Below are 26518 nucleotides of genomic sequence, written 5' to 3'. Positions count from 1 at the left end.
GTCTTAGCGGAAACTGTAGGAAACCCCGGCATACACACCAAACCCTTCACCCGGCGTCGAGCGGGCATTGTCGTTGCCAGCATCGTTATAGGCCGGTGTCACCGTCGCGGCATACCGCTTGTTGGTCAGGTTGCGCAGGTCCAACCAGGTCTGCCAGTCCTGTTTCGGTGAGTCCCAGCCAACGCGTGCGCCGAGCAAGGCATATTCATCGGCGTGGTAGCTGTTGGCATAGTCTACCTGCACCTTCGACGCCATCTGCGTATTCACCCCGGCATAAAAACCGCTCGGCCAGTCGTAGCGCAGTTCGGCCTGGTAGTAGTGCATGGGGATGCCGGGGAGGCGGTTGTCGCCAAACGTGTCGTCATCCCGGTAATGGAAGTCGCTGAAGGTGTAGGCCTGACGCAGGCTGAGCTTGCCGGTACCGGCGCGCTCCCACAGGGTGCTGTCGAGGCCAGCTTCCACGCCTTGGTGCACGGTGGCGCTGGCGTTGAACTCCGAGGTGAAGTTTGGCACCACTTCCACGGCGAGCAGTTCGTGGCGCACCTGCGAGTAGTACCAGGCCAGGTCCCAGCGGCCCAGCACCGAGTCGCCGCGCGCACCCAGCTCCAGAGTGGTGGCGGTCTGGTTCTGCATTTCGATCGGCTGGATCTGCTTGCCGCCGGTGCTCGGCGCGCTCCAGATCAACGACCATGGGTGGGGCGGCTCGACCGAGCGGCTAAGGTTGCCGTACACCTGCAGGTCCGGGCGGATGTCGTAGCGCAGCCCCACGCGTGGCGCGTAGTCCCAGTCGTGCATGCTCACCTTGCCGCCTTCGGCGGGGTAGGTGACGTCACTTTCCCGGCGGGTGTAGATCATTGCCAGGCCGGTGGTCAGCCACAGGTTGGGCACCAGTTCCAGGTCGTTACCGACATGCAGCACGGTGTCCGAACCCTGATAGGTGAAATCGCGGGTACGTGCACCAATCATGTCGCCATTACGCGCGAACTGTGAAGCACCGCTGTTGGGCAGGTGCTTGGTGGTACGCCAGCCGACAGTGGTCTTGCTTTCGTGGCCGAACAGGGTATCGCGGCGGAAATAGTTGAGCGTGCCGCTGACGTCGGTGTAGGCCACTTTCAGGCGCATCGGCCCTTCGCGCAGGTCCATCGGGTAATCGTGGTAGACCAGGCCTGCTTCCAGGCGCGCGTCATCGTCGAGGTAGAAGGTGGTCTTGTTGCCGACCCAGGTGCTACCCGGCTGTGGGCGGCTGTCGTCGCGGGCCAGGTAGGCCGGGTTGGCCGCCCGGGGATGGTGCTTGATCTGGTCCTTGGTCAGGCGTCCGGCCAGTTCGTTTTCGGTTTCCCGGTAGCGCAGGTAGAAACGGGTTTCCAGATTCGGGTTGAAGCGGTAGCCGACATTGGCGGCAATGCCTTTGGCGCTGCCGCTGCTGTGATCCTGGTAGCCGTCATATTCCGAGTCGGTCAGCGCCACGTAGTAGTCGAGGTTACCCAGCACCTGGCCTGAGCTGATATGCCGGTGCTGGTAGCCGCGGCTGCCAATTTCATAGCGTACCTGCAGGGGCGCGGCGTCGTAACCGGTGTGGGTGACGTAGTTGATCGCACCGCCCAGGGCCAGCGAGCCCTGATCAAAGCCATTGGCACCGCGCAACACCTCGGCTCGGCTCAGCCACAGCGGTTCGAACAACTCGTAAGGGGTACCCCCTGGGCCGGTCAGCGGCAGGCCGTCGAACATCGTGTACACCCCAGAGCCGTGCGCCCCCGGCGCACGGTTGATGCCCGAGCCACGGATCGACAACTTGATGCCGTCATTGCCTGCCGATTGCGCGAACACACCGGGTTGGTAGGCCAGCACATCCTGGTTGCTGGCCACCCGGCCTTGCCCTACTCGCTGCATGTCCACCAGGTTGCTGGCGCCTGGTATTTCGCGCAGGCGCTCCCTGGCGGCCGTCAGTTCGTTCTGCTCCTCATCGGTGATCAGCACCTGGCCCAACTCGACCGAAGATGCCGCCAGGGCGGGCTGGGCGGTGCCGATAGCAGCCAGCAGGCCGAGGCAGGATGACAGGGGCAAAACGCAACGCATTGTACGACTCCAGGCGAAAGGCGAATGGACAACGGCGTTGAGACGAGCGAAATGCCGCTTGGAGCACGAAGAAAATGGGCAATTTTCGTGCGGTCTTCGTCAGACGCTTTTGTACGAAAGTTCTTTACAAGCCCTGGCGATGGAGGCGAACGGGCTGTGCTCCGTAAGGTGACTGCAGACCGGCAGCAATGCCTCGCTCAATCACCCGTGGAGTTGAAACATGACCGACAACGCTCGACACTCGCAGCAACCCCCGGCGGACGCCCCGGTTCGCCTGACCCCACGTGAACAGCAGGTGCTGTTGTGGTGCGCCTACGGCAAGAGTTCGTGGGAGATCGGCCAGATCCTGGCATGCAAGGAATCGACCGTGAACTTCCACGTGTCCAACATTCTGCGCAAATTCGATGTGCCCACCCGGGTGGCGGCGGTAATCAAGGCCATTCGCTACGGCATGCTGGCCGAGCAGTGAGGGGGTGATGCATGAGTAACGATCCTCGGCTGCCGCGCTTTGCCGATTGCCATGACCCGTTCTGGCCACGGGTGGACCTGGGCAGCCTGCGTGAACGCCTGAACCTGCAGCGGCCTGTCAGTGACGCTGCGCTGGAGGTGGCTGCCCGCTGCGCCGCCATTGATGCCGCACGCGAATTCGCCCGTTGGCGCGCGGCGCTGCGTGAGCGGGGCTACAAACGCCTCGAGGATGTGGCCGGGCATGACCAGGGGCGTGCCCTGCGGGTGTGCTACATCCTTTATGTCGAAGCGGCGGTCATGCATAGCCTGGGTTCGACCGCCTACCTGAGGGGTTCGCGACGAGGGCTGAGCCATGCCTGAGCAATCAGTTCTCGACAACCTGGCACCGGCCGTGATGGAGCTGCTGGGTGTGGATGGCAATGTACTGTTCGCAGCGTTGTTGGGGGCGCTGCTGGTAAGTGCCGCGCGTGACCGGTTGATCACCAATACCGCCAGGCGACTGACGCTGGGCAAGAAATTGCTGCTGGTGTTCGTGGCTGTGGGGGTGGGCCATGTGTTCGAGCCACTGGTTTCGTCATTGGTGCCCTTGTTGACCCGAGGCATGGCGGCGTTCGTGGCTGCCGTGGTGGTCATCCCCATCAGCCTCAAGGTCATGGTCCTGGTGGATACGCTGGACCCGCGTGAGCTGATTCAGCGCTGGCGCCGCCGAGGTTAGCCATTGGCCACGCCGCCGAGCTCGCTCAACTGCTGTTCCAACTGCTGGATGCGTTGCTTGTCCTTGATGAACAGCAGGATGGACTGGCGGTCACTGGGCGATAGCGTACGCAGGCGCTCGAGCATGTCGCACTCCCAGCCTGCCTGATCGGTGCCTGCCGGGTTATGTTCGGCCTGCCCCAGCAACAGCCAGTCCAGCGAGCAAGCATGTTGCCGGGCGATGTCTATGCAAAGTGAGTAGGGGATGCTATCGCGCACTTTCCAACTGCTCAGTGTCTGCGGGCTAATGGAGAGCGCACGGGAAAGCTCGGCATCGGACTGCGCACCGGTCAGCAGCTTGAGGCGGGTGAGCACCGCAGCAAGTACGTGAGTACTCATAACAAATATCCATGACTGGTTTATTGATATTCCATGGGCTTAAACTACTCGTTATGAATACAGCCCTGCGTTTTAAGGAGCATTTCTGCAATGAGAAACATCAAACTGAAGAATAGTCCTGTCTTTTCAGTTAATACTGACACAGCCAAACGAGCATTCTCACAGAAGTTGGAACTGAACAATGCTTGCAGGTACGTGTCGTGAGTACTTACAAGCTGGTTTGCCCGCATTGCCACAGCCGGATGCGCATACGCACCAGCGAAGGGCGACATATTTTCCTGCGCATCGCTTATTTGCAATGCACAACGGAGGCATGTGGCTGGTCAGTGCGCGCCGAATTTGAGATGACCCATGAACTCTCGCCCAGCGGCATGCCCAACCCGGAAGTCTACCTGCCTTCGGCCAATGGTGATTTGCGCAGGGCAGCGCTGCCGGGAACAGGGCAGGGGTAACGCTGGCGAATGAGCCAATATGGCCACCGATGGAAAACGCGCAGATAAAAAAACACCCCGCATGAGCGGGGTGTCTTGTTTTGCCGTGGGTATCAGCCGATCAGTTGAAGACCCGCTTGCTGGACCATTTCCAGCAGCGGTTGCGGGTAGACACCCAGCACGAAGGCGAGAATGGCGATGGCCAGCAGCATGACGCCACCGGTGCGCTGTTCCCACTTCAGCGGGGCGTCGTGGCGACGCAGGTTCGGCTCGACCAGATACAGGGTGACCATGACGCGCAGGTAGTAGTACACGCCGATGGCGCTGCCGATTACCAGGGCGCCGACCAGCCACCACAAGTGCGACTCGACGCCGGTGGCGATGATGTAGAACTTGCCGATGAAGCCGGCAGTCAGCGGGATACCCGCCAGCGACAGCATCATCACGGTCAGTACCGCGGTCAGGTACGGACGGCGCCAGAACAGGCCGCGGTACTCGTACAGCGCATCGGCGTCACGGCCGCCGTAAGGCGAGGACATCAGGGTGATGACACCGAACGCGCCAAGGCTGGTGATCACATAGGTGACCAGGTACACGCCCATGGCTTCCAGGGCCAGGCCTTTGCTGGCGACCAGGGCGATGACCAGGTAACCGAAGTGGGCGATGGACGAGTAACCCAGCAGGCGCTTGAGGTTGCTCTGGGTCAGCGCCAGCAGGTTACCGACCAGGATCGAGGCGACGGCGATGACTGCCAGTACGGTGCTCAGCGCGCCGCTGCTGGCAGCAGGGGAGAGCATGAACAGGCGTACCACCACGGCGAACACCGCGACCTTGCTGGCGGTGGCCAGGAATGCGGCGACCGGCGCCGGGGCGCCTTCGTACACGTCCGGGGTCCACAGGTGGAACGGCACCAGCGACAGCTTGAAGGCCAGGCCGACCAGCATCATGCCCAGGCCCAGTTGGGCCACCAGGCTTGGCATGTTGGTGGCAGCCAGGGCCTTGCCGATCTGGTCGAAGCTCAGGCTGCCGGCGTCGGCGTACAGCAAGGCCATGCCGAATAGCAGGAAGGCGGAGCCGGCGGCCGACAGCACCATGTACTTGATGCCGGCTTCCAGTGAGCGCTTGTTGAAGAACGCATACGCCACCAGGCCGTAGACCGGTACCGACAGCAGCTCCAGGCCGATGAACAGGCCGGCCAGGTGGTTGGCGCTGACCAGCACCAGGCCGCCGAGGGCCGACATCAGTAGCAGTAGGTAGAGCTCTTCTCGGTTGCCCGGGAAGCCCTTGGAGCCTTCGCCGAGGTAGGCGTGGGCGAGGGTGACGCAGGCCAGCGTTGCCACCAGGATGATCGCCATGTACAGGCAGGCGAACTTGTCGAGGGTGATCAGCGGGGTGACCGCCAGCGGCGCAACCTTCAGCGCCGGCAGGATCGACAGCAGGGCCAGGTTAAGGCCCACGGTGGACAGCAGGAAGGTTTGCGAGTGGTTGCGCTTCCAGGCGATCGCCAGCATCACCACCACCGTGGTGATGGTGGTGATCAGCATCGGCGCCAATGCGATGAAGTGTTGAGTGGTGAATTCCATAGCGCTCTTACCGGGCCGAAGCGAGTTGAGTGAAAGCGGAACCGAGCCACTGCTGCACACCACTCATGGTGGCGGCAGAGGTGTCGAGGAACGGCTGCGGATACACGCCCAGCAGGATCAGCAGTACCGCCAGACCCAGCACCATGATCAGCTCGCGACCGTCCATGCCGGCCAGCACGGTGTCGGTCTTGGCCGGGCCGAAGTAGGCGCGGTGGATCATGATCAGCGAGTACACCGAACCGAATACCAGGCCGGTGGTGGCAATCACGGTGATCCACGGTACATGCACGAAGCTGCCGAGCAGGATCAGGAACTCGCCGACGAAGTTGCCGGTGCCTGGCAGGCCCAGCGACGCGGCGGCGAAGAACAGGCTGATGGCTGGCAGATAGGCGATGCGGTGCCACAGACCGCCCATCTGGCGCATGTCACGGGTGTGCAGGCGCTCGTACAGCTGGCCGGACAGGATGAACAGCGCGGCAGCCGACAGGCCGTGGGCCAGCATCTGGATCACCGCGCCTTGCAGGGCCTGCTGACTGCCGGAGTAGATACCGATCAGCACGAAGCCCATATGCGAAACGCTGGAGAAGGCGATCAGGCGCTTGATGTCGGTTTGCGCGAAGGCCAGGAAGGCACCGTAGAAGATACCGATCAGGCCCAGGGTCATGGCGATCGGCGCGAACTCGGCCGAGGCATTCGGGAACAGCGGCAGGGCAAAGCGCAGCAGGCCGTAGGCCGCCGTCTTCAGCAGGATACCAGCCAGGTCCACGGAACCTGCGGTGGGTGCCTGGGCGTGAGCGTCAGGCAGCCAGGAGTGGAATGGCACCACCGGCAGCTTCACCGCGAAGGCGATGAAGAAGCCCAGCATCAGCACGTATTCCACGCCCGCTGGCAGTTCGGCCTTGAGCAGGTCGCTGTAGTTGAAGGTGAGTACGCCGGTGGCGTTGTAGTTGACCAGCACCAGGCCCAGGATCGCCACCAGCATGATCAGGCCGCTGGCCTGGGTGAAGATGAAGAACTTGGTCGCCGCGTAGATCCGGGTCTTCTTGCCGTCTGCCGAGCTGTGACCCCAGAGCGCGATGAGGAAGTACATCGGCACCAGCATCATTTCCCAGAAGAAGAAGAACAGAAACAGGTCCAGGGCCAGGAACACACCGACCACGCCGCCGAGGATCCACATCAGGTTGAGGTGGAAGAAGCCGACGTGGCGCTGGATTTCTTTCCAGGAGCACAGTACCGACAGCACACCAAGCAGGCCGGTGAGCAGGATCATCAGCAGCGACAGGCCGTCGAGGGCCAGGTGGATGCTGATGCCGAAGCGCTTGATCCACTCGACTTTGTATTCGAGTGCCCAAGCAGGTTCGGCGCCTGGAGCAGGCGCGAGGGTGTAGTCGCCGTTAGCCCACAGCCACAGGCCGATGCCGAGCAGCAGGGACATGGTCAGCAGCGCGATCCAGCGCGGCAGGGTAGAGCCGAAGCGCTCACCCAGCCAGCACAGGAAGCCGCCGATGAAGGGGATCAGGATCAGCCAAGGCAAAATCATGACGGGTTGGTTTCCTTTGGCAAAGTCGCAAGATTCATAGTCATACCGCAGCCACTACCACGGCACCGAGCACCAGCACGGCACCCACGGCGATCGAGGCGGTGTACCAGCGCAGCTGGCCAGTCTCGGTCTTGCTCATGGCGACGTGGCCGCCACGCGCCATCCGCGGAATCAGGCCGATGGTGCGGTCAACCGGGTCCTTGCGCAGGATGTGGCTGATCAGCAGGTACGGTTTGACGAAAAGCTTGTCGTAGATCCAGTCGAAGCCCCAGGCAGCGAACCACCAGGCCGACAGGACACGGCCGATGCTGCTGTTGGCGACGGCGCTGACGAAGCTGCGCTTGCCCAGGAACAGCAGGGCCGACAGCAGGATACCGGCGATGGCAATGGCACCCGAGGTGATTTCCAGCGCGTGCTTGGCTTCGCCACCGGCGTGGCCAGCGCTTTCAGGCAGCACGCCTGCCAGCGGCGGGGTGATCCAGGCGCCGACGAAGGTCGACAGCACGATCAGCACGCCCAGCGGCAGCCAGTGGCTGATGCCGTGGCCAGCGTGGGCTTCGGTCTTGGCTTCGCCGTGGAAGGCGATGAAGATCAGACGGAAGGTGTACAGCGAGGTCATGAATGCACCGACCAGGCCGGCGTACAGCAGGCCGGTATTGCCGCTGGCGAAGGCTTCCCAGAGGATCTCGTCCTTGGAGTAGAAGCCCACGGTCACGATCGGCAGTGCAGCCAGGGCCGCGCCACCGACCACGAAACTGGCGTAGGCCAGCGGCAGTTTCTTCCACAGCCCGCCCATCTTGAAGATGTTCTGCTCGTGGTGGCAGGCAACGATCACCGCACCGGACGCAAGGAACAGCAGGGCCTTGAAGAAGGCGTGGGTCATCAGGTGGAAGATCGCCGCGTCCCAGGCGCCAACGCCCAAGGCCAGGAACATGTAGCCGATCTGGCTCATGGTCGAGTAGGCGAGGATACGCTTGATGTCGGTCTGCACCAGCGCGGCAAAGCCGGCCAGTACCAGGGTCACGCCACCGACAACACCGACCAGGTGCAGGATGTCTGGTGCCAGCAGGAACAGGCCGTTGGTACGGGCAATCAGGTACACGCCTGCGGTCACCATGGTGGCGGCGTGGATCAGTGCCGAAACCGGAGTCGGGCCAGCCATTGCGTCCGCCAGCCAGGTCTGCAGTGGCAGCTGGGCCGATTTACCGACCGCACCACCCAGCAGCATCAGCGTAGCCAGCACCATCCAGGTGTCGCCCGCCTGGAACTTCTGCGGTGCCAGCACCAGCAATTCCTGCACGTTCAGGGTACCCAGCTGGGCGAACAGGATGAACAGGCCGATGGCCATGAACACGTCGCCGATACGGGTGACGATGAATGCCTTGAGCGCTGCGTTACCGTTGTTGCGGTTGCTGTAGTAGAAACCGATCAGCAGGTACGAGCACAGGCCAACGCCTTCCCAGCCAAAGTAGATGAACAGCAGGTTATCGCCCAGGATCAGGAACAGCATGCTGGCGATGAACAGGTTGGTGTACGAGAAGAAGCGCGAGTAGCCGGCTTCGCCACGCATGTACCAGGAAGCGAACAGGTGGATCAGGAAGCCGACGCCGGTGACCACGCCCAGCATGGTGACGGACAGGCCGTCGACATACAGGGTGAAGTTGGGCGCAAAGCCATCTACCGACATCCACTGCCACAGCAGCTGGCTGTACGCGCCGCCCTCGGGCGGGGCGACGTTGAATTGCCAGATGACGTAGGCGGCAACGGCGGCCGACAGGCCTACCGAACCGACGCCGATCAGCGCGGACAGGTTCTCCGAGAACCGACCACGCGAGAACGACAGCAGCAGGAAGCCGATGAGGGGGAAGACGAAAGTCAGGAAGATAAGGTTCATCCGCGCATCTCACTGGCAGCATCGATGTCGAGAGTGTGGAAGCGGCGATACAGTTGCAGCAGGATAGCCAGGCCAATGCTGGCTTCGGCGGCTGCCAGGCTGATCACCAGAATGAACATCACCTGGCCGTCGGGCTGGACCCAACGGGCACCGGCGACGACGAACGCCAGGGCAGAGGCGTTCATCATGACTTCCAGGCTCATGAGCACGAAGAGGATGTTGCGGCGGACCATCAGGCCAACCAGACCTAAGCAGAACAGGATGCCGGCAACTGCCAGACCATGCTCGAGAGGGATAGCACCCATGATTTACTCCTTCGCCTCGTTGCGGCCCAGGTGGAAGGCGGTGACCGCTGCAGCCAGCAGCAGCATCGATGCCAGTTCAACCACCAGCAGGTACGGGCCGAACAGGCTGATACCTACCTCTTTCGGGCCCACGGTGGTACCGCTGATGCCAGCGCCGCTCGGGGTGACGAACAGCACGTACAGCAGCTCTGCCAGCAGCAGCGTGCCGAGGATGACCGGCCCTGCCCAGATGCCGGGCTTGAGCCAGCCGCGTTCCTGGGCGACCGAGGCCGGCCCCAGGTTGAGCATCATCACCACGAACACGAACAGCACCATGATGGCGCCGGCGTAGGCGATCACTTCCAGGGCACCGGCGAACGGCGCACCCAGGGAGAAGAAGATCATGGCCACGGAAATCAGCGAAATGATCAGGTAAAGCAAGGCGTGCACGGGGTTGGTACCGGTCACCACCCGAAGGGTGGAGACCACGGCGATCCCGGATGCGAAGTAGAAAGCGAATTCCATCTTTCTGTCCTTATGGGAGCAAGCTCTTCACGTTGATCGGCTCGGCTTCGTTCTGCGCAGAGCCCTTCGGCTTGCCAGCGATTGCCATACCCGCAACACGGTAGAAGTTGTAGTCAGGGTTCTTGCCGGGGCCGGAGATCAGCAGATCTTCTTTCTCGTACACCAGGTCCTGACGTTTGAACTCGGCCATTTCGAAATCCGGCGTCAGCTGGATCGCGGTGGTCGGGCACGCTTCTTCACACAGGCCGCAGAAAATGCAACGCGAGAAGTTGATGCGGAAGAACTCGGGGTACCAGCGGCCGTCCTCGGTCTCGGCCTTCTGCAGCGAGATGCAGCCAACCGGGCAGGCCACCGCGCAGAGGTTGCACGCTACGCAGCGTTCCTCGCCGTCCGGGTCGCGGGTGAGGACGATACGGCCGCGGTAGCGTGGCGGCAGGTACACGGGTTCTTCGGGGTACTGCAGGGTGTCGCGCTTGCGAAACCCGTGGGAGAACACCATTGCCAGGCTGCGCAGCTGAGTGCCGGTGCCCTTAACGATGTCGCCGATATACTTGAACATGGGTCAAATCCTCACTGGGCCGCGACGGCTGGCGTGTTGTAGAGCACGATCGCAGCGGTCACCAGCAAATTGATCAGGGTCAGCGGCAGGCAGAACTTCCAGCTGAAGTCCATCACCTGGTCATAGCGCGGGCGCGGGATCGAGGCGCGCAGCAGGATGAACAGCATGATGAAGAACGCGGTCTTCAATGCGAACCACAGGAACGGCAGCTGCGGCAGGATGCCGAACGGGCCGTGCCAGCCGCCGAAGAACAGGGTTACCAGCAGCGCCGAGATGAGGATGATGCCGATGTACTCACCCACGAAGAACATGCCCCACTTCATGCCGGCATACTCGATGTGGTAGCCGTCGGCCAGTTCCTGTTCCGCTTCTGGCTGGTCGAACGGGTGACGGTGAGTCACGGCGACGCCAGCGATGAAGAAGGTGCAGAAGCCGAAGAACTGCGGAATGATGAACCACAGGTTCTGCGCCTGGTACTCGACGATGTCGCGCATGTTGAACGAGCCCACCTGCACTACCACGCCCATCAGCGCCAGGCCCAGGAACACTTCGTATGACACGGTCTGTGCCGACGCACGCAAGCTGCCCAGCAGGGCGTACTTGTTGTTCGACGACCAGCCGGCGAACAGCACCGCGTAGACCGACAGGCCGGCCATGGCGAAGAAGAACAGCAGGCCGATGTTCAGGTCGGCAACGCCCCAGCCCGGTGTGATCGGGATGATCGAGAAGCCGATCAGCAGTGCGCTCATGGCCACGACCGGCGCCAGGGTGAAGATCATCTTGTCGACGAAGGGCGGGTTCCAGTCTTCCTTGAAGAACATCTTCAGCATGTCGGCGGCGATCTGGAACATGCCGAACGGGCCGACACGGTTCGGACCGTAGCGGTCCTGCCACCAGCCCAGCAGGCGGCGTTCGACGAAGCTGAGCAGGGCGCCGCAGACCACCACGGCCAGCAGCACCACGATAGCCTTGACGACCTGGATGATCACATCGATCACTTCGGGGGTGAACCAGCTCATTGTGCTGCCTCCTGCAGACCTTCGACGGATGCACCGAAGATGGCAGGCGGGATACCGGCCAGGCCTTTCGGCAACGCGACCAGGCCAGCGCCCAGCTCTTCATTGATACGCAGCGGCAGGCGCAGGGCCACACCGGCGACGTTCAGGCTCAGCAGGGCACCGTCGTTGACACCCAGGCGGTCGGCTTCGGACTTGGCCAGGGCGACGTAGGCAGCCGGAATACGCTGCTGCACCGGAGCGGCGCGCGAGGAGCTTTCTTCGCTGCCGAACAGGTGGAAGAACGGCACGGCAGTCCAGGTACCACGGGCCGGGTTGAAGGCACCCGGAATGGCGTTGAACCAGTTCAGGCGGTCGCCTTGCGATTCGATCAGGCGCACGCCCGGGTCACCGGCACGCAGGTGGCCACCGACCTCATCCTGAAACTTGTTCCAGGCTTGGGGCGAGTTCCAGCCCGGCGACCAGGCGAACGGCACCTGCTGGCGCGGTTCGGCCGAACCCGAGTAGCCTTCCATGGAGAAGGCGAACGCGGTGTCCTTGTCTTGCGGGGTACGTGGCTCGTGCACGCTGATGTTGGCGCGCATGGCGGTACGGCCGGAGTAGCGCAGCGGCTCACGGGCCAGCTTCATGCCCTTGATGCGGAACGCGGCGCTTGGTGCGGCGTTGACGATGCCGGCCAGTTGCGGGGCGGCTTGGGCGCAGGCGCTGGTCACGTGGTCCAGCTGGGTCCAGTCGACCGGCTTGTTCAGCAGGGTGGCACGCAGGGCGTGCATCCAGCGCCAGCCTTCGTGGATCTGGATGCTGCTGTCCAGGTATTGCGGATCGAACACCTGGAAGAAGCGTTGGGCACGGCCTTCCTGGCTGACCAGGGTTCCGTCGCCTTCGGCGAACGAGGCGGCTGGCAGCACCAGGTGGGCGCGGTCGACCGTCGGGGTTTTCGAGTGGTCGGCAACGATTACCACCTTGGCCGCAGCCAGGGCTGCGTCGACCTTGGCGGCCGGTACGCGGGCGTACAGGTCGTTTTCCAGCACGACGATGGCGTCGGCCTTGCCGCTGATGACCGCGTCCAGCGCGGCATCGACGGATTCCCCACCGAGCATGGCCAGGCCGATGCTGTTGGCTTCAGGCACCACCAGGCTCAGCGAGCCGTTCTTCTCGCGCAGCTTCAGGGCCTTGGCGATGTTGGCGGCGGCTTCGATCAGTGCTGGGTCGGCCAGCGAAGTACCGGCAACCACCAGTGGGCGCTTGGCGGCGACCAGGGCGTCGGCGATGCGCTGGGCCAGGGCCTTGGCTTCGTCGTCCAGGCCGGCAACGGCGGGTGCGCTCGGGTCGATGGCGTGGGCCACGGCGAAACCGATGCGGGCCAGGTCGGCCGGGGCGGCGTGTACGCATTCTTCGGCAACGTCGTCCAGCTTGGTTTTAGCCAGCGAGGCGATGAACAGCGGGTACAGCGCGTGCTGGCCGATGTTTTTCACAGCGGCGTCGAGCCATGGCTGCACTTTCATCGCTTCGGCCATGGCCTCGGCCTTGCCCTTGGTGGCCTGGCGCACGGCCAGGGCGACACGGGCAGCGGTCTGGGTCAGGTCTTCGCCGAGCACGAACACGGCGTCGTGGTCTTCGATGTCGCGCAGGGTCGGCACCGGCAGCGGGCTGTTGTTCAGCACGTTCAGTGCCAGGCGTACGCGGGCCAGTTCGCCAGCTTCCATGCCGGAGTAGAAATACTCGGCACCGACCAGCTCACGCAGGCCATAGTTGCTTTCGAGGCTGGCGCGTGGCGAGCCGATACCGACGATGGTGCGGCCGCGCAGCAGGTCGGCGGCCTTGTCCAGGGCAGCATCCAGGCCCAGCTTGGAACCGTCGGCCAGGTGTGGCTGGCGTGGGCGGTCCTTGCGGTTGACGTAGCCGTAGCCGAAACGGCCACGGTCGCACAGGAAGTACTGGTTGACCGAGCCGTTGAAGCGGTTCTCGATGCGGCGCAGTTCGCCGTAACGCTCACCCGGGCTGATGTTGCAGCCGCTGGAGCAGCCGTGGCAGATGCTTGGGGCGAACTGCATGTCCCACTTGCGGTTGTAGCGCTCGGAGTGGGTCTTGTCGGTGAATACGCCGGTAGGGCAGACCTCGGTCAGGTTGCCGGAGAATTCGCTTTCGAGCACGCCGTCTTCGACGCGGCCGAAGTACACGTTGTCGTGGGCGCCGTACACGCCCAGGTCGGTACCACCGGCGTAGTCCTTGTAGTAGCGCACGCAGCGGTAGCAGGCGATGCAGCGGTTCATTTCATGGGCGATGAACGGGCCGAGGTCCTGGTTCTGGTGGGTACGCTTGGTGAAACGGTAGCGGCGCTCATTGTGGCCGGTCATTACCGTCATGTCCTGCAGGTGGCAGTGACCGCCTTCCTCGCACACCGGGCAGTCGTGCGGGTGGTTGGTCATCAGCCATTCGACGACGCTGGCGCGGAACGCCTTGGACTCTTCGTCTTCGATGGAGATCCAGGTGCCGTCGGAGGCAGGGGTCATGCAGGACATGACGATACGACCACGGGTGTCGTTTTCGTCGGTGTACTGCTTGACCGCGCACTGCCGGCAGGCGCCAACGCTACCAAGCGCCGGGTGCCAGCAGAAATAAGGGATGTCGAGGCCGAGTGACAGACACGCCTGTAACAGGTTGTCTGCACCGTTGACTTCGAGCGCTTTGCCGTCTACGTGGATAGTGGCCATTGTTCAAAGTTCTTCGTTGGCCCGCGTGAGCGGGCGTGGCTAATGGAAATCGGTGAGCTTGCGACACGCCTCGATCGCTCGGGCCTGCCGGCAAGCTGGCGAGTGGCACGGACCACCCGCCTAATCATCTTGTTATGCGCCGACCACGATCGGTTTGGCCAGGTCAGGGCGCAGGGTGTCACCAGCGGATGCTGGAGCGACACCGGCCTCGAACTCGGACCGGAAGTATTTGATGGCACTGCCCAATGGCTCGACGGCACCCGGTGCGTGAGCACAGAAGGTACGGCCTGGGCCGAGGAAGTTGACCAGCCCCAGCAGCGTCTCGATGTCTTCGGCGCGGCCCTGGCCATTTTCCAGTGCGCGCAGCATCTTCACGCTCCATGGCAGGCCGTCACGGCATGGGGTGCACCAGCCGCACGACTCGCGGGCGAAGAACTCTTCCATGTTGCGCAGCAGCGAAACCATGTTGACGCTGTCGTCCACTGCCATGGCCAGGCCGGTGCCCATACGGGTGCCAACCTTGGCGATGCCACCGGCGTACATCTGCGCGTCGAGGTGCTCGGGTAGCAGGAAGCCGGTACCGGCGCCGCCTGGCTGCCAGCACTTGAGCTTGAAACCGTCGCGCATGCCACCGGCGTAGTCTTCGAACAACTCGCGGGCGGTAACGCCGAACGGCAGTTCCCACAGGCCCGGGTTCTTCACCTTGCCGGAGAAGCCCATCAGCTTGGTGCCGTGGTCTTCGCTGCCTTCACGGGCCAGCGACTTGTACCAGTCGTTGCCGTTGGCGACGATGGCCGGCACGTTGCACAGGGTTTCGACGTTGTTCACGCACGTCGGCTTGCCCCACACGCCAACGGCGGCAGGGAAGGGCGGCTTGGAGCGCGGGTTGGCGCGGCGGCCTTCCAGCGAGTTGATCAGTGCGGTTTCTTCACCGCAGATGTAGCGGCCGGCACCGGTGTGCACGAACAGCTCGAAATCGAAACCGCTGCCGAGGATGTTCTTGCCCAGCAGGCCGGCGGCCTTGGCTTCGTCGATGGCGCGGTTGAGGTTTTTCGCTGCGGTGGTGTATTCGCCACGCAGGAAGATGTAGCCACGGTAGGCCTTCAGGGCGCGGGCGCTGATCAGCATGCCCTCGACCAGCAGATGGGGCTGTTGCTCCATCAGCATGCGGTCCTTCCAGGTGTTCGGCTCCATTTCGTCCGCGTTGCACAGCAGGTAGCGGATGTTCATGGATTCGTCTTTGGGCATCAGGCCCCACTTCACGCCAGTGGGGAAGCCCGCGCCACCACGGCCCTTGAGACCGGAGTCCTTGACCGCCTGCACGATATCGTCCTGCGACATTTGCGCCAGTGCCTTGCGGGCAGCGGCGTAGCCGTTTTTCGATTCGTACTCGGCCAGCCATACCGGTTCGCCGTCATCACGCAGGCGCCAGGTCAGCGGGTGGGTTTCGGCGGTGCGCGCAATGCGGTTGGCCGGGCCGAAGGAAGTAATGGTCATACGTAACCCTCCAGCAGTTTGGAAACGCCAGTCGGTTGCACGTCGCCAAAGGTGTCGTCGTCGATCATCAGCGCCGGGGCCTTGTCGCAGTTGCCCAGGCAGCACACCGGCAGCAGGGTGAAACGCCCGTCTGCAGTGGTTTGGCCCAGGCCGATGCCCAGTTCGCTCTGGATCTGGCTGACCACCGACTCATGGCCGCCGATGTAGCAGACCATGCTGTCGCACACGCGAATGATGTGGCGGCCGACCGGCTGACGGAAGATCTGGCTGTAGAAGGTGGCGACACCCTCGACGTCGCTGGCCGGGATGCCCAGCACTTCGCCGATGGCGTGGATGGCGCCGTCCGGCACCCAGCCACGTTCCTTCTGGACAATCTTCAGGGCTTCGATGGACGCCGCGCGCGGATCCTCGTAGTGATGCATTTCATGCTCGATGGCCGAGCGCTCGGTTTCGCTCAGGGCGAAACGGTCTGTCTGGATAAGCGTGCTGTTCATGCTTAGCGGTCCACGTCAGCCATAACGAAGTCGATACTGCCCAGGTACGCAATGAGGTCGGCGACCATGCTGCCTTTGATCACCGAAGGGATCTGCTGCAGGTGCGGGTAGCTCGGGGTACGGATCCGGGTGCGGTAGCTCATGGTGCCGCCATCGCTCGTCAGGTAGTAACTGTTGATGCCCTTGGTCGCCTCGATCATCTGGAACGACTCGTTGGCCGGCATGACCGGGCCCCACGAGACTTGCAGGAAGTGCGTGATCAGGGTTTCGATGTGCTGCAGGGTGCGCTCTTTCGGCGGCGGCGTGGTCAGCGGGTGGTCCGCCTTGTACGGGCCTTCCGGCATGTTGCGCAGGCACTGGTCGATGATGCGGATACTCTGGCGCATCTCCTCGACACGGACCATGCAGCGATCGTAGGCATCGCCGTTGTGGGCCAGCGGTACTTCGAACTCGAAGTTCTCGTAGCCGGAGTAAGGGCGGGCTTTACGCAGGTCGAAATCGCAGCCAGTGGAACGCAGGCCGGCACCGGTGGTACCCCATTCCAGCGCTTCCTTTGTGTTGTACGCGGCAACGCCGATGGTACGGCCCTTGAGGATGCTGTTCTGCAGGGCAGCCTTGGTGTATTCGTCGAGGCGCTTGGGCAGCCATTCGACGAAGTCCTTGACCAGCTTGTCCCAGCCGCGCGGCAGGTCGTGGGCAACACCACCGATGCGGTACCAGGCCGGGTGCAGGCGGAAACCGGTGATCGCTTCGATCACGGTGTAGGCGCGCTGGCGGTCTGTGAAGGTGAAGAACACCGGGGTCATGGCGCCGACGTCCTGGATATAGGTACCCAGGAACAGCAGGTGGCTGGTGATGCGGAAGAATTCGGCCAGCATGATACGGATCACGTCGACCTTCTGCGGCACCTGGATGCCGGCCAGCTTCTCGACCGCGAGCACGTACGGCAGGTTGTTCATCACCCCGCCGAGGTAGTCGATACGGTCGGTGTAGGGGATGAAGCTGTGCCAGGACTGGCGCTCGGCCATCTTCTCGGCGCCACGGTGGTGGTAGCCGATGTCCGGTACGCAGTCGACGATCTCTTCACCATCCAGCTGCAGGACGATACGGAACGCACCGTGGGCCGAAGGGTGGTTGGGGCCGAGGTTGAGGAACATGTAGTCCTCGTTGGCGCCCTGACGCTTCATGCCCCAGGCTTCCGGGTTGAAACGCGCCGATTCCTCTTCAAGCTGCTGCTTGGCCAGGGTCAGGCTGTACGGGTCGAACTCGGTGGCACGGGCCGGGTAGTCCTTGCGCAGCGGGTGACCTTCCCAGGTGGGCGGCATCATGATGCGGCTGAGGTGCGGGTGGCCGGCAAAGTCGATGCCGAACATGTCCCAGACTTCGCGCTCGTACCAGTTGGCGTTCGGCCAGATACCGGTGACGGTCGGCAGGTTCAGGTCGCCTTCGCTGAGCGACACCTTGATCATCACGTCGCTGTTACGCTCGACCGACAGCAGGTGGTAGAACACGCTGAAGTCGGCGGCAGGCAGGCCGCGGCGCTGGGTGCGCAGGCGTTCGTCGACGCCGTGCAGGTCGTACAGCATGCTGTACGGCTTGGCCACGCCACGCAGGAAGCTGAGCACCTCTTTGAGCTGCGCGCGCTTGACCCACAGCACGGGCATGCCGGTGCGGGTTTCCTGGGCGACGAATGCTTCGGCGCCAAAACGGTTGTGCAGTTCGACGACCACATCCTGGTCGTCAGCCTTGTAGGGCGGAATGAAAATAGCGTTGTCCGCTGTCATGGTCTCGGTCGCTTTGGGTCAACGTTAAGAATGAAGCCAGGCCGCCGGCTCCTTCGGGAGCGGGCGGCAGGTCGCTGGATCAGACTTCGTCGGGGCTGCGCAGGTTGGTTACGGCAATGCGCTGCTCACGACGCAGGTCTTTCTGGGCTGGCATCTCGGCACGGTAAATACCTTGATCACCAACAACCCAGGAAAGCGGGCGTCGTTCTTGGCCGATCGACTCCTGCAGCAGCATCAAGCCTTGCAGGAAAGCCTCAGGGCGTGGCGGGCAGCCAGGCACATAGACGTCCACGGGGAGGAACTTGTCGACCCCCTGAACGACCGAGTAGATGTCGTACATGCCACCGGAGTTGGCGCACGAACCCATGGAGATGACCCATTTTGGTTCGAGCATCTGCTCGTAGAGGCGCTGAATGATCGGCGCCATCTTCACGAAGCAGGTACCGGCGATGACCATGAAGTCGGCCTGACGCGGCGAGGCCCGGATGACTTCGGCGCCGAAGCGGGCGATGTCGTGGGGAGCCGTGAAGGCCGTGGTCATTTCCACGTAGCAGCAGGACAGGCCGAAGTTGTACGGCCAGAGGGAGTTCTTGCGACCCCAGTTGACCGCGCCACGCAGCACATCTTCGAGTTTCCCCATGTAGATGTTCTTGTGGACCTGGTCCTCTAGCAGCTGATCGGTGACGGTTTCCCGTTCACCGACCGGGTACTGCTCGTTGGGCGCATCCGGATCGATTCTGGTGAGATTGTATTGCATGCCAAAGCCTCATTGTTTCAGCTTCGCTTGCCGCTTGCGGCGACCTTCGGGAGCCCAATCAAGTGCCCCGACGCGCCAAAGGTAGACAAGACCTGCCAACAGAATTGCTATGAAAACGAGCGCTTCGATGAACCCGGTCCAGCCGCTTTCGCGGACAGACACAGACCATGCAAAGAGAAAGAGGGCTTCGATATCGAAGATCACGAACAGCATCGCGACCAGATAGAATTTGGCGGACAGGCGCAGGCGGGCGCTGCCGGTGGGCAGCATGCCGGATTCGAAGGGTTCGTTCTTGGCGCGGCCCCAGGCCTTGCTACCAAGCAGGCTGGACAGGCCGAGCATGAAGGCACACAGGCCGACGACACCCAGGAGGAAGATGGCAAAGCCCCAGTTGTGGGCGATGAGTCCTGCCGAAACGGACATGCTAAAAATCCTTATACAGAGACCCAGCTCTGCAGTCTGAAATAAGTAAAGCGGCGACGTGGTGTCGCAGGTGCAGTGACCAAATGTCGCAGCTGAGTCAATCGCGCTGATTTTATGGGTAAACCCGGTGCAAGTAAAATTTCTGTAGCAAATTTATTCGTAGCATTAAGTACAAAAGCCGCTTGTAACTGGCTGAAAGCCTTGAAATTCGGGCATTGCGTGCGCTTTTGTTAATTATGTTTCTTGCGACTGGTAACGAATTACAAGTTTCGTAATGATAATTAATATCATTTGACCTGATGCCATGTAATTGGGCTGTTCTGCACCTTGTAAAGTTCATCTGGCGATTCCCCCTACTTGTAAATGCGAAAGGCTCGTGTTCTATCAGCTTCCAGCGCCGCTTGCACCGCTCTGGGTCAATACTTTATCGGTTGAGCGATGACCGACTGATGAAGCGATGGCCCATTGGCCGAGCCAGTAGGCGAGGATGATCAGGTACGGTGCGGCGGCAAAGGGGCTGACGAAACGTTCGATGCCGATCAGGCTGTCGGAGAATACGAACAGGCCGGCACCGAGTGCGGCCAGGCCACCGCAGGCCAGGGCGCGCCAGAGCATGGCGCTGATCGCCAGGGCGTACACTGCAACCGGGATCAGCAGCGGGCCGAGGCCGTGGCTGGCGAGTACGCTGAACAGGGTGATGCCGGTGAGGGCGCTGAGGAATAAAGCGGGCAGGGCCGGGCGCAGCGTTTTGCTGCAATAGGCGCGCAGGTAGGCCAGGTGGGCAAAGAGGAATGCGACCAAGCCGAACACGAACAGGTCGGCAGGGATGGCCAGCAGGGTGTCGCCGAGTACCGAGAAGGCCAGGCCGACGGAGATCCAGTTGCGATAGGGCGAGGCTGGGGTGCTGCGCAGCCAGGCGATCAGGGCCAGCACCGGGATGGGTTTGGCCAGCAGGGCAAGCAGGCTGTTGTCGCTGGCCAGTGCATATAGATAGATGGCAGCGGCGGCCAGGGCGATTATGGTCAGGTGGCTTGGACGAGGCATGGGCGGTCCTTGCTGCTGGGCTGCCACAAGCATAGACCTGATTGTGGGGTTTGTTGGTGATGCCTTTGGATTGTGTGAGGGCTGGCATGGGTATGGCGAGAGGAATTCTGCGCCTGTGAGATCGAGCGCCGCCCGCGCGGCGCTTCGCGGGGCAAGCCCGCTCCCACATTTGTTTCGGGCCAGTTACTCCTGTTCCCTTCGTGCGCGCACCCTGGGTGCATGGCTGCAGATTGATGAAGAGCAGGGCGTCCCCTTTAATATCGAATGGAATAAACAGGCGGACAACCGAGACCTCACGGGACGGACTGGCCCGAAACAGATGTGGGAGCGGGCTTGTCCCGCGAAGCGCCGCGCGGGCGGCGCTCGATTTGAGCAACACCGCAAAAGCCAAGGCAGGCACCTCGCCGCCCTGACGCAATCTGGCGCAGAACACCTGACATGTCGGATTTAACCCCTTCCCTGTAGGCCATTTCCCAAACATACTCCTGCCGCCTGTTTTCCATTGCGGCTGCTCTAGCAGGACTCTAGTCTCGACCTGTCGTTGCACATCAACGACACGGCTTTGACAGGCCGGAATTGAAAGAAGGTGCACTCGCTTTGCCTCAATGGCGGCTGTGCGTGTGGGCACGTTCGCGTGCGCCGGTCTTTCTTTCCACCGGTCTGTCAACCCGCGCATAGCTGCCACCCAACCGTTTGACAGCGGACGGATGGCGGCCAAACAGGAAAGAAAGGAGCGAGTCATGCTGAAAGTTGTCCCCGATCCACCCCGTCCCCTCGAAGAAATCCTGATCACCACAACCCTCAGGGTTTACGCAGCACCTGTGGGGGCGGGCGCGCCCGCGAAGAGGCCAGCCCAGGCAGTCGAGAATTCTCAGGGGATACAACGATGACCACAGAAGACACCCAATTCACCGTCGGCAAGACCACCTTCTACCAAGGCGAAAACGGCACCCGAGCTGGGCATGAAGCACTGAAGTACCACAGGACTGCACGATCACCCCTGTAGGAGCGGCCTTGTGTCGCGAAAGGGCTGCGCAGCAGCCCCAGCAATTTGTGCGTCTTCGCCGAAATCCTGGGGCTGCTTTGCAGCCGTTTCGCGACGCAAGGCCGCTCCTACATGTTCCGTGTACTCCTGGTGGGTTTGGTGCAGGCAAAAAACAAAGGCCCAGGGCTTTCACAAGCCCCGGGCCTTCCTTCAACCGCAACCCACTATCAGTGGAACTGCTCTTCCTCGGTCGAACCGGTCAGCGCAGTCACCGACGAAGCCCCGCCCTGAATAACAGTGGTCATGTCATCGAAGTAGCCAGTGCCCACTTCCTGCTGGTGCGCCACGAAGGTGTAGCCCTTGCTGGCGTCAGCGAATTCCTGTTCCTGCAGTTTCACGTAGGCGGTCATGTCGTTGCGGGCGTAGTCGTGCGCCAGGTTGAACATGCCGTGCCACATGTTGTGGATGCCGGCCAGGGTGATGAACTGGTGCTTGTAGCCCATGGCCGACAGCTCGCGCTGGAACTTGGCGATGGTGGCGTCGTCCAGGTTCTTCTTCCAGTTGAAGGAAGGCGAGCAGTTGTACGACAGGATCTGGTCCGGGTACTCCTTCTTGATCGCTTCGGCGAAGCGGCGGGCTTCGTCCAGGTCCGGCTTGGCGGTTTCGCACCAGATCAGGTCGGCGTACGGGGCATAGGCCAGGCCGCGGGCGATGGCCTGGTCGAGGCCGGCGCGTACCTTGTAGAAGCCTTCACGGGTGCGCTCGCCAATCACGAACGGCTGGTCGTACGGGTCGCAGTCGCTGGTCAGCAGGTCGGCGGCGTTGGCGTCGGTACGGGCCAGGATGATGGTCGGTACGCCCGATACGTCAGCAGCCAGGCGCGCAGCCACCAGCTTTTGTACGGCTTCCTGGGTCGGTACCAGTACCTTGCCACCCATGTGGCCGCATTTTTTCACCGAGGCCAGCTGGTCTTCGAAGTGCACGCCGGCAGCGCCTGCCTCGATCATGTTCTTCATCAGCTCGTAGGCGTTCAGAACGCCGCCGAAACCGGCTTCGGCGTCAGCCACGATCGGTGCGAAGTAGTCGATGTAGCCTTCGTCGCCCGGGTTCTTGCCGGCTTTCCACTGGATTTGGTCGGCGCGGCGGAACGAGTTGTTGATGCGCTTTACCACGGTCGGTACCGAGTCGACCGGGTACAGCGACTGGTCAGGGTACATGGACTCGGCCGAGTTGTTGTCGGCGGCAACCTGCCAGCCGGACAGGTAGATGGCCTGGATGCCGGCTTTAACCTGCTGCACTGCCTGGCCGCCGGTCAGGGCGCCCATGCAGTTGACGAAATCTTTTTCTGGGCGGAAGGACGGGTGGGCACCTTGGGTGACCAGCTTCCACAGTTTTTCTGCGCCTTGGCGAGCCAGGGTGTGCTCAGGCTGCAGGGAGCCACGCAGGCGAACGACATCGGCGGCGGTGTAGGTACGGGTCACGCCTTTCCAGCGCGGGTTCTCGGCCCAATCTTTCTCGAGGGCTGCAATTTGCTGTTCGCGTGTCAGTGCCATGGAAATAAACCTCGTCGCATCGATCTTGGGTTAATTGTGCTGATGCTCGGGGCAGATCAGGGACCTGGCGGCTGTCCTGTCCGGGGGCGTGCGACGACGAACGCGAAGGCTCGAAGGGGAAGGGTGTGGCAGGCCAGGCGAAGGTGTGCTCCGGCAGGTCGGCTCGTGGTTGCCTTGCTGCGGTGCTACGCGATTGCCAGTACTGCGGTGATGCGCTTCCGTCCCTCGGGACAACTTCTTCGTTGCAGTCGCAATCCCGTCGAACCGCCTTGTGGGCCGTATAGACACGAGGCGCCTCCAGGGGTGGGAGGAGCACGCCTCGAAGGCCCTTGCCAGGGCCCCTGATTAGCGGGAGCGAGGCCATCATGCCCTTGGGAAAAAGACCCTGTCAAATGTTTTGTAGTGGATTTTTTCACTTACTACATCTTTGGTCTAATGCGACTTGGCAGTCAGTTTCAAGGCCTTTGGTCGAGGCCTTGAAACGCCTGGGATCAGTCGAGAAGGTCGACTTTGACACGCAAAGTCATGTTTTCACCGCGTTGAGTGCTGTAACTGCGGCTTGACGTGCTGCGATCGGCTTGGCTCTGCTGGTTGTAACCCGCCAGGGTGATCCACTCGCCAAGCTTGCCGGTGATGGTTGTGTCGGTGCTTTGTACTTTCACTACATCAGCGCGTTCGTTGCTGATGCGGTCATTATTGGTGCTTATCTGCAGACGAACCGTATCACCGCTCAAACTCGGGGTGACGAAGAAACCCTGGGTCACATTGCGGTATTCGGTATTGCTCTGGAGGCGCCCGTAACCGTCGGTGCTGGTGCTGGTAATCGGGATGCTCTGGCCGACCTGGATCAGGGCAGGCTGGCCTTCGCTGGCCTGTACCTGCTGCATGCCACCTTCGCGGTTGCTGGTGCCGTAGTGGATGACCCGCGCGTTGCCACGGTTGTCCTGGAAGTTGCTGTCGTTGTTGTCGACGCTGATCAGCAGGCGCTTGGGCGCGGTGTCCAGCTGTTGCAGCAAGGCGCGCAGGTCATCGATGCGCTCGGGGCTGGCGTTGACGATCAGCTTGTTCTCGAAGGCGCTGACCGAGCCGTCGTTGCCGATAAACGCCTGCACGGCGGGCATAAGTTCGGCGCTGCTGCGGTGCTGTAGCGGCAGTACCTCTGTGGCGGCCTGGGCCGTAAGGCTGGCGACCACCAGCAGGGCAGCGAGTAGGGGGCGTAGCGGCATGTCCATGATCTCCGCAGGTCGAATCAACATGATGGCAAATTTACTGACTTCCTGCTGGACCTGGATCACGTCGGCGGTGTGGCGTGACAGGGTCATTTATCGGGTATTATCTTGCAGGGTATAAATTATAGTCAGCAAGATAATTGAGGATAATTGCATGTCACCCATTCGCCCGCTTCTGCGTCGCGATCAATTGGCCAAGGCCTTGGGTCAAGACCTGGCCGGCGAGTCGCTGGTTGATTACAGCTCGGGCATGTTCCTTGCCGCGCCCTGACGCACGGGCAAGAGCACCTTCCTCAACAACGACTTCATCCCGGAATGCATACGGCGCGGCTGGCTACCGGTTTACGTCGAACTGTGGTCGGACCGCGACGCCGCGCCGGCAGAACTCATCAGTGGCGCCATCGGTGCTGCGCTGGGCAGCTTTGAAGGGGCCCTGGCCAAGGCTGCGAAAAAGGCCGAACTGCTGCGCAGCGGGGCATTCAATCATCAGGCCGGCGTGTGGAGCGACTACGAAAGCGCCTGGAACGAACTTTCGTCCCTGCAGCAGGCAGTGCTTGAGGTAATGGCCGAACGCACGCTGCGCCGCCAGCCGTTTTCGCCGTTTACCGAGCAAACCCTGGCCGATGTCAGCCGCAAGCTGGAACTGCCCCAGGCCGTGGCCAATGCCAGTACGCCCAACGTACAAAAGGCCCTTGATGCATTGCGCGACAAGACAGTGACCGGCCGCAGCTGAACCTTTGATCTGCCCCGCCAGTCGCACGCACATGGCGTAAGTGGGGCTTATTGCATGAAGCGTTGCCTGATCCTGTCGTTGTGGCTATGCAGCCTGGGTGCCCAGGCTGCAGCTGATTCGTTGCGCATCAAGCAACTGCAGCGTTGTGGTGAGTTGCTCGGTGAAGGCGGGCAACAATGGTGTCTGCGCGCCGAGGGGCTCGGGGGCGGTCTGCCGACGGTCTGGCTCGGCGGTGCAAAGCTGCCGCCAGCCAGTATCGAGTGGCAAGATGACCGTCTGACGCTGAAACTGACCCACCAGGCCCGTGGCAGCGCACCGCTGTGGCTGGAGGACGGCGGCGGCAGCAGTAACCCGGTCTGGCTGACAAGCCAACGCAGCCATGTTGTTGCAGCAGCCTCTGACGAGGTGGCGAAGAATATGGATGGCCTCACCACCTATGTCGACTTGGTCAGTCTTTTGATCGAAGAAAAACACGATGGCCTCCGCGAAGCCCGACGGATCGCCGACAAATTCGGCGCCCGGGTCGTGGGTGCCATACCGCCGCTGAATGTCTACCAGCTGCGCTTGCCGGTAAACGACCTGGAACAGCGCGACGCGATGATCCTGCGCATGGGCAGTGAAGTCAGCGTGGATGCCGTGATTATCGAGGAGTCTGCCCCCGAGCGTGGTGAGGAAGGCAGTGGGCGCGACCCTGGGGACATCGACCAGGGCGAGGAATGGGCCGCCAATCGCTTCATGGACGCACTGTATTACTACCAGCGGCGAATTGCCGCTTCGCGTATACCGGTGCAGCCGGTGCGGGTAGGGGTAATCGAGCGTGAAGTGGACTTTGACGCGCCAGGTTTCAGCGATTACCGAGGTGGCTGCAACCACGCCCAGACGTGTCTGTACGCGCGTGACGGCAATCGCCCGAGCAGTCACGGCACCCATGTCGCCGGCATTATTGCCGCGCAGGATCAGGGATTTTTGCCAGGCCTGGGCAAACAGAGCCCTGGCTTCGAGGTGATTGTCGAGCGCAACTCGGATGCGGGCATCACCGCCAACATTGCTGCGTCAGTGAACCTGGTGGAGGACGGCGTGCGGGTGTTGAACTGGAGTTGGGGCATTCACCGGATCGGGGCACGCGACGTCAAGGGCGAGCGGGTGGATTCGCTGGTGCGTTCCGGGTTGGCCATGAGTGGCTACGAGGAGCTGCTTGAAGAATTCTTCCTCTGGCTGCGCGCCGAGCACCCCGATGTAGTTGTCGTGAATTCGGCGGGCAATGGGGCGTCCTGGTCGGGGGCCGACGAATATCGACTGCCATCGTCCTTCATCACCGAACAACTGCTGGTCGTGGGCGGGCACCAGCGCAGTGACAACACGGTGGCTGTCGAAGACCCGCAGCACGTGCGCAAACGCCACAGTTCCAACATCGACATGCGTGTGGATGTCAGTGCGGCGGCCTGCATTCACCCGGTGGCCGGCGCGCTGGCGCATTGCGGAACGTCGTACGCAACGCCGCTGGTTACTGCCACCGTGGCGGCGATGCTGTCGATCAACCCGGCCCTGACCCCGCAGCAGCTGCGCATGTTGCTGCGGCGCAGCGCCTTGACCTTGGGCACCGAGCAGGATTTCGAAGCCATGGACGCCGAGGACCTGACGGCGCCGATCCTGCCATCGGAGCGTGGCGGTCAGCTGAACCACCCCGACCTTGGGCGCTCGGCGCGGCTGGACATGCAGCGCGCGCTGGACCTGGCGGTACAAAGCCGCGAACGCGTGCGTTGAACGGTGGCCGCTGTCAGACAAAATCCGTAACATCGCGCCCCTTGTTTTTTGTACCGTCCGCCCCGGACCGCCT

The 26518-nt window shown here is 62.3% G+C and carries 23 protein-coding genes and 1 pseudogene; 6 read left to right on the top strand and 18 right to left on the bottom strand.

What is annotated here, in order from left to right; translation table 11 throughout:
• Positions 1-3: 3 nt before the first annotated feature.
• A complete protein-coding gene (locus ACI2KG_RS07750) occupies positions 4-2076 on the bottom strand; it encodes a TonB-dependent receptor family protein (RefSeq protein WP_404661456.1) in 2073 nt (690 codons plus the stop codon).
• 220 nt (positions 2077-2296) lie between these two features.
• Between ACI2KG_RS07750 and ACI2KG_RS07745 the strand changes: the two genes are divergently transcribed.
• The 3 genes from ACI2KG_RS07745 to ACI2KG_RS07735 are packed head-to-tail and all read left to right on the top strand — an operon-like array spanning position 2297 to position 3259.
• A complete protein-coding gene (locus ACI2KG_RS07745) occupies positions 2297-2545 on the top strand; it encodes a helix-turn-helix transcriptional regulator (RefSeq protein ID WP_346643309.1) in 249 nt (82 codons plus the stop codon).
• 11 nt (positions 2546-2556) lie between these two features.
• Positions 2557-2904: a head completion/stabilization protein gene (locus ACI2KG_RS07740; RefSeq protein WP_404661455.1), complete on the top strand. Its 348-nt coding sequence runs from the start codon at positions 2557-2559 to the stop codon at positions 2902-2904.
• Positions 2897-3259: a hypothetical protein gene (locus ACI2KG_RS07735; RefSeq protein WP_404661454.1), complete on the top strand. Its 363-nt coding sequence runs from the start codon at positions 2897-2899 to the stop codon at positions 3257-3259. Before ACI2KG_RS07740 ends, ACI2KG_RS07735 begins: the two co-directional genes overlap by 8 nt.
• Here ACI2KG_RS07735 and ACI2KG_RS07730 read toward each other — a convergent pair.
• Positions 3256-3636 carry a helix-turn-helix domain-containing protein gene (locus tag ACI2KG_RS07730; protein ID WP_404661453.1) on the bottom strand — a complete coding sequence of 127 codons (381 nt, stop codon included), beginning with the start codon at positions 3634-3636 and terminating at the stop codon, positions 3256-3258. The two genes, ACI2KG_RS07735 and ACI2KG_RS07730, sit on opposite strands and share 4 nt — an antisense overlap.
• Before the next feature lie 200 nt (positions 3637-3836).
• On the opposite strand from ACI2KG_RS07730, the gene ACI2KG_RS07725 reads away from it, so the two are divergent.
• A complete protein-coding gene (locus ACI2KG_RS07725; protein WP_404661452.1) occupies positions 3837-4088 on the top strand; it encodes an ogr/Delta-like zinc finger family protein in 252 nt (83 codons plus the stop codon).
• Between the two features lie 92 nt (positions 4089-4180).
• Here ACI2KG_RS07725 and nuoN read toward each other — a convergent pair whose 3' ends face one another.
• The 16 genes from nuoN to ACI2KG_RS07645 all read right to left on the bottom strand — a co-directional run bounded on the left by nuoN (position 4181) and on the right by ACI2KG_RS07645 (position 23975).
• Complete coding sequence (gene nuoN / locus ACI2KG_RS07720; RefSeq protein ID WP_400619910.1) at positions 4181-5650, bottom strand: NADH-quinone oxidoreductase subunit NuoN; 1470 nt, start codon at positions 5648-5650, stop codon at positions 4181-4183.
• Between the two features lie 7 nt (positions 5651-5657).
• Positions 5658-7190: an NADH-quinone oxidoreductase subunit M gene (gene nuoM / locus ACI2KG_RS07715; RefSeq protein ID WP_404661450.1), complete on the bottom strand. Its 1533-nt coding sequence runs from the start codon at positions 7188-7190 to the stop codon at positions 5658-5660.
• Positions 7191-7230: 40 nt separating this feature from the next.
• Entirely contained in the window at positions 7231-9084 is a 1854-nt protein-coding gene (gene nuoL, locus ACI2KG_RS07710) for an NADH-quinone oxidoreductase subunit L (protein ID WP_201199667.1), read from the bottom strand.
• On the bottom strand, positions 9081-9389 hold the full coding sequence (gene nuoK, locus ACI2KG_RS07705) for an NADH-quinone oxidoreductase subunit NuoK (protein ID WP_003251446.1): 309 nt from the start codon (positions 9387-9389) through the stop codon (positions 9081-9083). Before nuoK ends, nuoL begins: the two co-directional genes overlap by 4 nt.
• 3 nt (positions 9390-9392) lie before the next feature.
• Positions 9393-9893: an NADH-quinone oxidoreductase subunit J gene (gene nuoJ / locus ACI2KG_RS07700; protein WP_012273298.1), complete on the bottom strand. Its 501-nt coding sequence runs from the start codon at positions 9891-9893 to the stop codon at positions 9393-9395.
• A gap of 10 nt (positions 9894-9903) precedes the next feature.
• Positions 9904-10452, bottom strand: coding sequence for an NADH-quinone oxidoreductase subunit NuoI (gene nuoI, locus ACI2KG_RS07695; RefSeq protein ID WP_003251442.1), 549 nt, complete (start codon positions 10450-10452; stop codon positions 9904-9906).
• 11 nt (positions 10453-10463) lie between these two features.
• Positions 10464-11471, bottom strand: coding sequence for an NADH-quinone oxidoreductase subunit NuoH (nuoH, locus tag ACI2KG_RS07690; RefSeq protein ID WP_016488222.1), 1008 nt, complete (start codon positions 11469-11471; stop codon positions 10464-10466).
• On the bottom strand, positions 11468-14182 hold the full coding sequence (gene nuoG, locus ACI2KG_RS07685; RefSeq protein WP_404661449.1) for an NADH-quinone oxidoreductase subunit NuoG: 2715 nt from the start codon (positions 14180-14182) through the stop codon (positions 11468-11470). Before nuoG ends, nuoH begins: the two co-directional genes overlap by 4 nt.
• 132 nt (positions 14183-14314) lie before the next feature.
• Positions 14315-15679: an NADH-quinone oxidoreductase subunit NuoF gene (gene nuoF, locus ACI2KG_RS07680; RefSeq protein ID WP_400619925.1), complete on the bottom strand. Its 1365-nt coding sequence runs from the start codon at positions 15677-15679 to the stop codon at positions 14315-14317.
• Positions 15676-16173: an NADH-quinone oxidoreductase subunit NuoE gene (gene nuoE / locus ACI2KG_RS07675; RefSeq protein WP_027592810.1), complete on the bottom strand. Its 498-nt coding sequence runs from the start codon at positions 16171-16173 to the stop codon at positions 15676-15678. The genes nuoF and nuoE overlap by 4 nt, the downstream gene beginning before the upstream one ends.
• 2 nt (positions 16174-16175) lie before the next feature.
• Positions 16176-17957, bottom strand: a complete 1782-nt coding sequence (gene nuoC / locus ACI2KG_RS07670) for an NADH-quinone oxidoreductase subunit C/D (RefSeq protein ID WP_201199662.1) — start codon at positions 17955-17957, stop codon at positions 16176-16178.
• 79 nt (positions 17958-18036) lie between these two features.
• The gene (locus ACI2KG_RS07665) at positions 18037-18714 is read right to left on the bottom strand and encodes an NADH-quinone oxidoreductase subunit B family protein (protein WP_008096180.1); all 678 of its coding nucleotides are present in this window, start codon (positions 18712-18714) and stop codon (positions 18037-18039) included.
• A 9-nt stretch (positions 18715-18723) separates the two neighbouring features.
• Positions 18724-19137, bottom strand: a complete 414-nt coding sequence (locus ACI2KG_RS07660) for an NADH-quinone oxidoreductase subunit A (protein ID WP_404661448.1) — start codon at positions 19135-19137, stop codon at positions 18724-18726.
• Between the two features lie 384 nt (positions 19138-19521).
• On the bottom strand, positions 19522-20181 hold the full coding sequence (locus ACI2KG_RS07655; protein ID WP_404661447.1) for a lysoplasmalogenase: 660 nt from the start codon (positions 20179-20181) through the stop codon (positions 19522-19524).
• 1212 nt (positions 20182-21393) lie between these two features.
• Positions 21394-22719: an isocitrate lyase gene (aceA, locus tag ACI2KG_RS07650; protein ID WP_176512818.1), complete on the bottom strand. Its 1326-nt coding sequence runs from the start codon at positions 22717-22719 to the stop codon at positions 21394-21396.
• Between the two features lie 491 nt (positions 22720-23210).
• Positions 23211-23975, bottom strand: a complete 765-nt coding sequence (locus tag ACI2KG_RS07645; protein WP_404661529.1) for a secretin N-terminal domain-containing protein — start codon at positions 23973-23975, stop codon at positions 23211-23213.
• 127 nt (positions 23976-24102) lie between these two features.
• On the opposite strand from ACI2KG_RS07645, the pseudogene ACI2KG_RS07640 reads away from it, so the two are divergent.
• Positions 24103-24681 (top strand): annotated as a pseudogene (locus ACI2KG_RS07640) (hypothetical protein).
• Between the two features lie 54 nt (positions 24682-24735).
• Complete coding sequence (locus ACI2KG_RS07635; RefSeq protein ID WP_404661446.1) at positions 24736-26445, top strand: S8/S53 family peptidase; 1710 nt, start codon at positions 24736-24738, stop codon at positions 26443-26445.
• Positions 26446-26518: the final 73 nt, after the last annotated feature.

It is taken from the genome of Pseudomonas sp. NPDC089407 (assembly GCF_044900445.1).
In the GTDB taxonomy this organism is placed as follows: Bacteria; Pseudomonadota; Gammaproteobacteria; order Pseudomonadales; family Pseudomonadaceae; genus Aquipseudomonas.
This window is presented reverse-complemented; position numbering and strand designations above follow the sequence as displayed.